Here is a 6,541-nt window from a genome sequence, read left to right as displayed (position 1 = left end):
CTAAGCTATATCCTTGTTTTCTAAGTTCATAGACCTGAACTTTATCATCATAAGTTAATTTCATAATAAAAACACCCCAAAAGTTAGATTTTTTTCTGTCTAACTTTTGGGGTGCAGTTCAGAAAAGTCATCTTCGGATGGCTTTTTTGTTTTTATATAAAGATAAAAGTCAATAGATTTTGTGCTATAATCAAGTAGAATGATATTGTATGGAGGAAAGAAGACTTGGAAAAGAAAATCGTAAGAGATATGATATTTTTATCGCAGGTATCCCAGCCTGCTAGTCAGGAGGATTTACCTCTAGCAAAGGATTTACAAGATACCCTACAGGCCAATCGTGAGACCTGTGTTGGACTAGCGGCCAATATGATTGGGGTGCAAAAGCGAGTGATTATTTTTAATATTGGCATGATTCCCATGGTCATGTTTAATCCCGTTATCAAGTCTTTTGAAGGGCCATATGAAACGGAGGAAGGATGTTTGTCTTTGACAGGAGTAAGACCGACAACTCGGTATGAAAAAATTACCGTATCCTATAGAGATGTTCATTGGAAAGAACAGACCATTACCCTGACAGGTTTTCCGGCTCAGATCTGTCAGCATGAACTCGATCATTTAGAAGGTCGTATTATTTAGGCTCAAATCCTTGGTAGTCATAGGAAAATATGCTACACTAAGACTATGAAAATTCTAATCCCAACTGCAAAAGAAATGAACACTGAAATCCCTAGTTTAGATGCAAATCCCTTGCGTCCTGAAAGTCAGGCTATACTAGAGGAGTTAGCAACATACTCGGTCCAAGAACTAGAGACTTTTTACAAAATTTCTGCTGAAAAAGCACAAGAAGAGTATGAACGCATCCAAGCTTTAAAAAATGGAACTGCAAACTCTTATCCTGCTTTGCAACTCTTTGATGGACTTATGTATCGTAACATCAAACGGGACAATCTAACCAAGGCTGAACAAGCCTATCTGGAGAAACACCTCATGATAACGTCAGCTCTTTACGGTGTGATTCCAGCCTTTGCACCGATTGCACCTCACAGACTGGACTTTTTGATGAAGCTTAAAATCGCTGGGAAAAGCCTGAAAAGTCACTGGCAGTCAGCTTATGAAGAGTCGGTGAAGGGTGAAGAACTAATCTTTTCACTCTTGTCTTCGGAATTTGAAACTGTCTTCCCTAAAGAGGTTCGCGAGCAAATGGTGACCTTTAAGTTTATGGAAGACAGAGATGGAAAACTAAAAGTCCACTCAACCATTTCAAAAAAAGCTAGAGGTGCTTTCTTAACAGCCTTGATGGAAAATCAGGTGACTTCTGTAGAAGAAATCAAAAAGCTCAGCTTTGCAGGTTTCCACTATCGAGAAGACTTGTCTAGTGACAAGGAAATGGTCTTTGTAAAATAGATTGAAAATAGAGTCTGTCCTAGGTTGTATCAGGGCAGACTTTTTTATGATTTGACGCTCCTATTTTTAATTCAGAATGGTAGGAATTTTCTCACAATTTTGGTATAATAGGACTATTAGAAAATTTCGAGGAGACAAATATGTCAGTTAAGATTGCTTTACTTGGATTTGGTACAGTAGCCAGTGGTGTACCATTCTTACTAAAGGAAAATGGAGAAAAAATTGTTCAAGCAGCACATTCAGAAATTGAAGTAGCCAAGGTTTTGGTCAAAGACGATGAAGAGAAAGCACGCTTGCTTGAGGAAGGAAATGATTTTAATTTTGTAACAAATATCGATGAAATCTTGTCAGACAAAGACATCACTATCGTTGTTGAGTTGATGGGACGTATCGAGCCTGCTAAAACATTTATCACTCGTGCATTAGAAGCAGGGAAACACGTCGTGACAGCCAACAAGGACCTCTTAGCTGTCCATGGTTCTGAATTGCTTGAGATTACCAAAGCTCATAATGTTGCTCTTTACTATGAAGCAGCTGTTGCGGGAGGAATTCCAATCCTTCGTACCTTGGTTAACTCGCTAGCATCAGACAAAATCACACGTGTTCTTGGTGTTGTCAATGGAACATCTAACTTCATGATGACCAAAATGGTAGAAGAAGGCTGGTCTTATGCAGATGCCCTTGCTGAAGCCCAACGACTTGGCTTTGCTGAAAGTGATCCAACTAATGACGTTGATGGGATTGATGCAGCCTATAAGATGGTTATCCTCAGCCAGTTTGCTTTTGGGATGAATGTCAAATTTGAAGATGTGGCCCATCAAGGAATCCGCAACATCACTCCAGAGGATGTGGCAGTTGCCCAAGATCTTGGGTATGTGGTTAAATTAGTAGGTTCTATCGAAGAAACACCATCTGGAATCGCTGCTGAGGTTACACCGACTTTTCTTCCTAAGGCTCACCCGCTTGCAAGTGTCAATGGGGTTATGAACGCAGTCTTTGTAGAGTCTATCGGGATCGGCGAATCTATGTACTATGGACCTGGTGCAGGACAAAAACCAACTGCAACGAGTGTCGTAGCCGATATCGTTCGTATCGTTCGTCGCTTGAATGACGGTACCATTGGAAAAGCCTTTAACGAATACCATCGTGACCTTGTTTTGGCTCAGCCAGAAGATGTCAAAGCCAACTACTATTTCTCAATCTTGGCACCAGATTCAAAAGGTCAAGTCTTGAAATTGGCTGAACTCTTTAATGCAGAAGATATTTCCTTCAAGCAAATCCTTCAAGATGGCAAGCAAGAAGGCAAAGCTCGTGTCGTTATCATCACTCATAAAATCAACAAGTCACAGCTTGAAAATATTACAGAAGCTTTGAAGGCCTTGTCTGAGTTTGAACTTCTCAACACCTTCAAGGTTTTAGGAGACTAAGATGAAGATTATTGTACCTGCTACAAGTGCCAATGTGGGTCCAGGTTTTGACTCGGTTGGTGTAGCTGTAACTAAGTATCTAGAGATTCAGGTTTGTGAAGAACGTGAAGAATGGATGATTGAGCACCAACTAGGTAAATGGATTCCACGTGACGAACGTAATCTTTTGCTGAAAATTGCTCTACAAATTGTTCCAGACCTACAACCACGACGTTTGAAAATGATTAGTGATATTCCTCTTGCACGTGGACTTGGTTCATCGAGCTCTGTCATCGTTGCAGGGATTGAACTGGCAAATCAATTAGGAAATCTTAAATTAAGCGATCATGACAAATTGCAATTGGCGACTAAGATTGAAGGGCATCCTGATAATGTTGCCCCAGCCATCTACGGAAATCTGGTCATTGCAAGCTCAGTCGAAGGTCAGGTTTCAGCTGTTGTGGCGCCTTTCCCAGAGTGTGCTTTCCTAGCTTATATTCCAAACTATGAATTGCGAACTCGCGATAGTCGTGGTGTCTTGCCTAAGAAATTATCATACAAGGAAGCTGTTGCAGCAAGTTCAATAGCCAATGTGGCTATCGCAGCTCTATTGACAGGAGATATGGTCAAAGCTGGTCAAGCTATCGAGAGTGACCTTTTCCACGAGCGTTATCGTCAAGATTTGGTTCGAGAATTTGCGACAATTAAAAAAGTTGCCAAGAGAAACGGTGCTTATGCGACCTACTTGTCTGGCGCTGGGCCTACTGTCATGGTTCTAGCTGATCCTGATAAGATGCCGAAGATTAAGGCAGAGCTTGAAAAACAACCGTTCAAAGGCAAGCTTCATGATTTGCAAGTAGACACACAAGGCGTGCGCGTCGAAGAAAAATAAATATTGCGATAGGATGGGGAAACTCTCTATTAGAGGGCTTCCTATCCTTTTTTTGAAAATGAAAGATGGGATATGAAATGTTTCCCACTTTTGCTGACCGATAGATGGTCAAGGAGGATTTGAAATGGCAGAAATATATCTAGCAGGCGGTTGTTTTTGGGGTTTGGAAGAATATTTTTCCAGAATTTCTGGAGTGTTGCAAACCAGTGTTGGTTATGCTAATGGTCAAGTAGAAACTACTAATTATCAATTAATCAAAGAAACAGATCATGCAGAGACTGTGCAAGTTATCTATGATGAAAAGGTGGTGTCCCTCCGTGAGATTCTACTCTATTATTTCCGAGTCATTGATCCACTGTCTGTCAATCAACAAGGAAATGACCGTGGTCGTCAGTACCGCACAGGGATTTATTACCTAGATGAAGAGGATTTGCCGACTATCTATGCTCTTGTCCAAGAGCAGGAGCGCATGCTCGGTCGCAAGATAGCGGTAGAAGTGGAGAAACTCCGTCACTATATCCTGGCTGAGGACTATCACCAAGACTACCTCAAGAAAAATCCTGGTGGCTATTGCCACATTGATGTGAGGGATGCTGAGAAACCACTGATAGATGCCGCCAACTATGAAAAACCTAGTCAGGCAGTTTTAAGAGAGAATTTGTCAGAAGAGTCTTATAGAGTTACTCAAGAAGCTGCGACGGAAGCTCCCTTTAGAAATGCCTACGACCAAACTTTTGAGGAAGGAATTTATGTTGATATCACGACTGGTGAGCCTCTTTTCTTTGCTAAGGATAAGTTTGCCTCAGGCTGTGGTTGGCCAAGCTTTAGCCGACCAATTTCCAAGGAACTCATTCATTACTACAAAGACTTGAGTCATGGTATGGAACGTATCGAAGTCCGATCACGTTCGGGTAATGCCCACTTGGGACATGTCTTTACTGATGGACCTCAGGAACTAGGAGGCTTACGCTATTGCATCAATTCTGCCTCTCTACGATTCATTGCTAAGAATGAAATGGAAGAGGCTGGTTATGGCTACCTACTTCCGTATTTGAACAAATAAAAAAGATGGTGGTTTTTCCACCTTCTTCATTTTGAAAATAGAAGGGACATATGAAACAATTACTTTCTTACTTTAAACCCTACCTCAAGGAGTCTTTCCTAGCACCTCTGTTTAAACTGCTAGAAGCCGTTTTTGAACTCTTGGTACCCATGGTGATAGCTGGAATTGTTGACCAATCCATCCCTCAAAAAGATCAGGGTCATCTGTGGATGCAAATGGGCCTCCTCTTTGTGTTTGCAGTCATCGGTGTCCTAGTCGCCTTAGTGGCCCAGTTTTACTCAGCCAAGGCAGCGGTTGGATTTGCCAAGGAGTTGACCAATGACCTCTATCGTCATATTCTTTCATTGCCCAAGGATAGTCGAGACCGTTTGACGACTTCGAGTTTGGTAACGCGTTTGACTTCAGATACCTATCAGATTCAAACGGGAATCAATCAATTCTTGCGCTTATTTTTAAGGGCGCCTATTATTGTTTTTGGTGCCATTTTCATGGCTTATCGACTCTCGCCTGAATTGACCTTCTGGTTTTTGGTCATGGTTGCCATTTTGTCCTTTGTCATTGTCGTGTTATCACGCTTGGTCAATCCTCTCTATAGTATTTTGAGAAAGAAAACAGACCAGCTGGTTCAGGAAACACGCCAACAGATACAAGGTATGCGTGTGATTCGTGCCTTTGGCCAAGAAAGACGAGAAATCGAGAACTTCCAAGTACTCAATCAAGTCTATACAGCTATCCAAATGAAAACAGGCTATTGGTCCACTCTCTTGCCCCCCTTGACCTATTTGATCGTCAATGGAACCTTGCTAGTGATTATCTGGAATGGCTATATTTCTATCCAAGGCGGACTCCTCAGTCAAGGCGCCTTGATTGCCCTGATTAACTATCTTCTACAAATCTTGGTAGAGTTGATAAAACTAGCCATGCTCATTAATTCACTCAACCAGTCTTATATTTCTGCCAAGCGGATTAAAGAAGTCTTCGCTGAAAAACCTGAAGATATACTGGCAGAAATTGCTCAAAAAGAAACTTCCTCGAACCAGTCCTTACGAGTTGAACACTTGAGCTTTACCTACCCAGATGCTGCTCAACCATCCTTGCAAAATCTTTCTTTTGCTATGCAACAAGGACAAATTCTTGGAATCATCGGTGGGACTGGTTCTGGTAAATCGACCTTGGTACAAGTCCTACTTGGGATCTATCCGGCAGATAAGGGAAGTATTTCCCTTTATCGAGATGGACGTAGTCCTCGCAATCTTTCTGAATGGCGGTCCTGGATGGCATATGTTTCTCAAAAGGTTGAACTCTTTAAGGGAACCATTCGTTCTAACTTGACTCTGGGTATGGAAGAAACTGTCTCTGACCAAGAACTCTGGCAGGCTTTGGAAATTGCTCAGGCCAAGGACTTTGTCAGTGAAAAGGAAGGTCAGTTGGACGCAGAGGTTCAAGCAGGCGGTCGTAATTTTTCAGGTGGACAAAAGCAACGCTTGTCGATTGCCCGGGCAGTCTTGCATCAAGCATCTTTTCTCATCTTGGATGATGCGACTTCAGCCCTTGATACCATCACCGAGTCCAATCTTCTGAAGGCTGTTCAAGATAACCTACCAAACACCAGCTTGATCTTGATTTCCCAACGAACTTCAACCTTGAAGATTTCTGATCAAATTCTCCTTTTAGAGAAAGGGGAGCAATTAGCACTTGGAAATCATAAGGAATTGATGGAGACTAGCCAAGTCTATCGTGAAATCAATGCATCCCAACATGGAAAGGAGGACTAGA

6 protein-coding genes are annotated in these 6,541 nt (G+C 41.9%); all 6 read left to right on the top strand.

Annotation, left to right across the window (positions count from 1 at the left end):
- The first annotated feature begins 225 nt into the window (after window positions 1–225).
- On the top strand, window positions 226–636 hold the full coding sequence (locus tag QM406_RS08745) for a peptide deformylase (protein ID WP_414274001.1): 411 nt from the start codon (window positions 226–228) through the stop codon (window positions 634–636).
- A 45-nt stretch (window positions 637–681) separates the two neighbouring features.
- On the top strand, window positions 682–1,404 hold the full coding sequence (gene yaaA, locus QM406_RS08740; RefSeq protein ID WP_414274000.1) for a peroxide stress protein YaaA: 723 nt from the start codon (window positions 682–684) through the stop codon (window positions 1,402–1,404).
- Between the two features lie 140 nt (window positions 1,405–1,544).
- Complete coding sequence (locus QM406_RS08735; protein WP_414273999.1) at window positions 1,545–2,831, top strand: homoserine dehydrogenase; 1,287 nt, start codon at window positions 1,545–1,547, stop codon at window positions 2,829–2,831.
- Between the two features lies 1 nt (window position 2,832).
- Window positions 2,833–3,702, top strand: coding sequence for a homoserine kinase (gene thrB, locus QM406_RS08730; protein WP_049509590.1), 870 nt, complete (start codon window positions 2,833–2,835; stop codon window positions 3,700–3,702).
- Between the two features lie 124 nt (window positions 3,703–3,826).
- The gene (msrB, locus tag QM406_RS08725) at window positions 3,827–4,765 is read left to right on the top strand and encodes a peptide-methionine (R)-S-oxide reductase MsrB (protein ID WP_414273998.1); all 939 of its coding nucleotides are present in this window, start codon (window positions 3,827–3,829) and stop codon (window positions 4,763–4,765) included.
- Between the two features lie 50 nt (window positions 4,766–4,815).
- The gene (locus QM406_RS08720) at window positions 4,816–6,540 is read left to right on the top strand and encodes an ABC transporter ATP-binding protein (protein ID WP_414273997.1); all 1,725 of its coding nucleotides are present in this window, start codon (window positions 4,816–4,818) and stop codon (window positions 6,538–6,540) included.
- Window position 6,541: the final 1 nt, after the last annotated feature.

It is taken from the genome of Streptococcus infantis (genome assembly GCF_047465035.1).
Classification (GTDB): Bacteria; Bacillota; Bacilli; order Lactobacillales; family Streptococcaceae; genus Streptococcus; species Streptococcus infantis_T.
Note: the sequence above shows the minus strand (reverse complement) of the source record. Positions and strands in the feature narration are given on the sequence as shown.

Excerpts from the sequence above, each read along its gene's own strand:
- yaaA (WP_414274000.1), top strand. The coding sequence starts at position 682 with ATGAAAATTCTAATCCCAACTGCAAAAGAAATGAACACTGAAATCCCT.
- QM406_RS08735 (WP_414273999.1), top strand. The coding sequence starts at position 1,545 with ATGTCAGTTAAGATTGCTTTACTTGGATTTGGTACAGTAGCCAGTGGT.
- thrB (WP_049509590.1), top strand. The coding sequence starts at position 2,833 with ATGAAGATTATTGTACCTGCTACAAGTGCCAATGTGGGTCCAGGTTTT.
- msrB (WP_414273998.1), top strand. The coding sequence starts at position 3,827 with ATGGCAGAAATATATCTAGCAGGCGGTTGTTTTTGGGGTTTGGAAGAA.
- QM406_RS08720 (WP_414273997.1), top strand. The coding sequence starts at position 4,816 with ATGAAACAATTACTTTCTTACTTTAAACCCTACCTCAAGGAGTCTTTC.